At 29.0% G+C, this 3,334-nt stretch carries 4 protein-coding genes and 1 tRNA gene; 3 read left to right on the top strand and 2 right to left on the bottom strand.

Annotated elements, in window-relative coordinates; translation table 11 throughout:
- Positions 1-27 precede the first annotated feature (27 nt).
- Both I6U48_RS29450 and I6U48_RS29445 read left to right on the top strand, forming a co-directional pair.
- Positions 28-103: transfer RNA gene (locus I6U48_RS29450), tRNA-Lys, on the top strand.
- A 106-nt stretch (positions 104-209) separates the two neighbouring features.
- Positions 210-641, top strand: coding sequence for a VanZ family protein (locus tag I6U48_RS29445; RefSeq protein WP_218324073.1), 432 nt, complete (start codon positions 210-212; stop codon positions 639-641).
- A gap of 8 nt (positions 642-649) precedes the next feature.
- Here I6U48_RS29445 and I6U48_RS29440 read toward each other — a convergent pair whose 3' ends face one another.
- Positions 650-1,246 (bottom strand): uracil-DNA glycosylase, encoded by a 597-nt coding sequence (locus tag I6U48_RS29440; RefSeq protein WP_218324072.1) that lies wholly within the window; start codon positions 1,244-1,246, stop codon positions 650-652.
- 278 nt (positions 1,247-1,524) lie between these two features.
- Here I6U48_RS29440 and I6U48_RS29435 point away from each other — a divergent pair, with 278 nt between their 5' ends.
- Positions 1,525-2,658, top strand: a complete 1,134-nt coding sequence (locus I6U48_RS29435; protein ID WP_218324071.1) for a pyridoxal-phosphate-dependent aminotransferase family protein — start codon at positions 1,525-1,527, stop codon at positions 2,656-2,658.
- A 63-nt stretch (positions 2,659-2,721) separates the two neighbouring features.
- On the opposite strand, the gene I6U48_RS29430 is transcribed toward I6U48_RS29435, so the two are convergent.
- The gene (locus I6U48_RS29430) at positions 2,722-3,048 is read right to left on the bottom strand and encodes a tautomerase family protein (RefSeq protein WP_218324070.1); all 327 of its coding nucleotides are present in this window, start codon (positions 3,046-3,048) and stop codon (positions 2,722-2,724) included.
- Positions 3,049-3,334: the final 286 nt, after the last annotated feature.

Genomic DNA, 3,334 nt, shown 5'->3' with positions numbered 1-3,334 from the left:
AGAGTAGGTCGTTGCCAGGTTAAATATGGTTTACTAGCTCAGTCGGTAGAGCACATGACTTTTAATCATGGTGTCCGGGGTTCGATTCCCCGGTAAGCCACCAAGAAGTATCTTAAAAGATGCTTCTTTTTTTATATTCTAATTTAGAAATTTGCATATTATACTTATACATGGAATGTTATTAAACCAGATTTATTAGAGGTATTGGAATGAGTAAAAGAATAAAATGGACGTTAGTCATCATTTGGATGATTACAATATTTTGGTTTTCTAATCAACCAGCAGTTATATCAGATGAAAAGAGTAAATTTGTAATATATCTATTTAAAACATTGGGATTAAATTTAGATAATATATTAGGTCAATTAGCTAACTTTATAGTTAGAAAGGCAGCTCATTTTACTGAATATATGATCTTATATATTTTACTTTTTAATGCGTTAAATGAAAGTTTTAAATTGAAGAAAGCATTAATTTTATCGCTTGCTATTGTATTTTTATATTCATGCTCTGACGAACTACATCAATATTTTATTCCAGGTAGAACTGCGCGAGTAAGAGATGTAATTATAGATACCTGTGGAGGAATATTTGCATTACTAATGCTATATTTAAGACGAAAAAGTTTGTTAAAAAAGTAGCTCTAAATTCAGATGTTTTTTAGAGCTGCTTTTAGTTTATTCCAATCTTCTTCATACATAGATAAAAATTTTTCATTTCTATTATAGGTTAAAGAAGAGGGATGATACATAGGAAAAATATATCTTTTCATATCTTCATTAAAGTGGAGTTCACCATGACATTCACCAATAGATTTAAAATCAGTAAATCTTTTTAGTGGAATATTTCCAAGAGTTATGATGATTCTGGGATTTACCAATTTTATTTCCTCATCTAAAATATTGCGAAAAAGTTCTACTTCAGAACTTTTAGGAGGTCTATTACTAACTGTGACTCTGCCACTTGGATTTTCTTTAAGTTTTATAGGTCTGAAAAAGCATGTATTCGTTATTCTAATTTTATCTCTAGATAGATCTATAGTATTTAAATATTTTTCAAAGGTTTTTCCGGCTATGCCAACAAAAGGTTTCCTTTTTTCTATTTCATTTTTACCAGGAGCTTCTCCTACAAATATTATGGCACATGGAATTGGACCATCACCAGTTATATAACCATCTATTTTTTCATCTTCGTAGTTATCTGTTATAATTTTGATTTTTTCCTTTAGAGTTTCTTGTGCATCCATTTTTAAATCTCCTTATTAGGTATGATTATTAAACTTTATTATAATTAAAATGGAACCGTATTGGAAGGTATTAATATAAAATTATTTTTTTTCTAAAAAGTTTATTATATTCTTCTAAATTTGAAAGATAGAAAAAATATCATTAAGTATATTTAAAAAAATTTTGTGCAAATATACTTAATAAGATCTGTAATTGTATTAATACATTTTTTAATAATTAACGGAAGTGATATAATTCCATTAAAATATTTTATATACTAAATATAGGAGTGATACAAATGAAGGTTCCATATATAATGACCCCTGGACCAACTCAAGTAAGAGAAAATGTTAGACTAGCGAGAAGCTTAGAAACTACCAATCCTGATTTAGATTTAAAGTTTTATGATTTCTATAGAGAAACTTGTAAAAAGATAGCACAATTTTTAAAGACCAAGAATGAAGTAAGAATTTTAAGTGGAGAAGGAATATTAGGATTGGAAGCTGCATGTGCATCATTGACTGAAGAAGGGGATAGAGTATTAGTAATTGACAACGGAATATTTGGTGAAGGGTTTGCTGATTTTGTAAAGATGTATGGTGGAGAAGTTGTATGTTTTAAAGGAAATAGAGAAAGAGAAATTGATATAGATAAGCTTGAGAAGTTCTTAGATGAGGACAGCAATTTTAAATATGCAACTGTCGTTCACTGTGATACACCTTCAGGGGTGTTAAATAATATTTCTAATATATGCCCTCTATTGAAGAAGAAAGGAATTATTACAGTTGTAGACAGTGTTGCAGCTATGGGAGGAGAAGAAGTAAAGGTAGATGAATGGAAAATAGATATAGTGATAGGGGGCTCACAAAAGTGTATCTCAGCACCTCCTGGACTTACTATTTTAAGTATAAGTAAAGATGCTTTCAATGTCATGAAAAATAGAAAAAAGCCTATAGCATCCTTTTATTGTAATTTATTAGTATGGGAAAATTATTACGAAAATAAATGGTTTCCATATACACAGCCAATAAGTGACATTATAGGACTCGGAGTGGCTATAGATAACTTATTGGAGGACAAGGAGATTTTATCAAGACATTCTAAAATAGCTGATGCTACTAGAAAAGCAGTAAAGGAGGCTGGATTAGAATTATATATAAAACAAGGATACTCAAATACAGTTACAGTTATAGATATACCTGAAAATATTGATGATGCTAAACTTAGAAATTACATGTTAGAAAATTATAATTTAATGCTCGCTGGATCTTTTGGATACTTAACTGGTCAGGTAATAAGAATAGGTCACATGGGAGAAAATGCAAGAATAGATAAAATGAGTTATGTGTTATTTGCATTGCAAAGGTCGTTAGAGTTCTTTGGATTTAACTGCAAATGTAATATGTCATCTTTATTTTTAAATGAAGTCTAAATTAACTATAAAATAGGAAGTGGGAGGTCAAAACAACCCACTTCTTATTTTATTGTGTAAAATTTAAAAATGTTCTCCATTTTCATAGTAGGAGTTTTCTTTTAGTACAGTAAAGAAGATGTCTACGCTTTCATAACCACATTGATGGATAAAACTATTTATGGTTTTAGCAACTTTGTCTTTTATTTCTTGGCCCCTATCAAACCAAACTACTTCGATGAGAGGATAGCCTTCACATATATCGCCATCTTTTATGAATATTGATGATATGCACTCAATTGTAAAATAACTTCTAGGGCAACCTATAATCTTTTCTAATTGGTCAATCATGCTTTTACTTATAGTACACACTTTTGTTGTTTCTATCCCTCTTATTTTTATCTGTGGCATTAAAATCACCTCCTGTAACATTTTAACTTATAAAGTGTGAAAATTAAATAGAATTATTGATTAATTCATCAACAATTCCTAGTGTATCAATATAGGAATAATGGAGAAAAGTACATTAAATATCAAGAAATATAGCGATAAGTTAACAAAATAGGATAAATAGTAGATATGGTGTCTTAAGAATATGATAAAATAACACATGTCGCTTGAAGAAACGACAAAGCTTAACAAAAATAATTAAAAAAAATTATTGACAATGTTAAGTAGAGATGATAAACTATAATAG

The sequence above is a fragment of the Clostridium thailandense genome, assembly GCF_019207025.1.
GTDB classification, from domain to species: domain Bacteria; phylum Bacillota; class Clostridia; order Clostridiales; family Clostridiaceae; genus Clostridium_AM; species Clostridium_AM thailandense.
The sequence above is the reverse complement of the archived record's forward strand: the minus strand, read 5'-3'. Positions and strand labels throughout refer to the sequence as shown.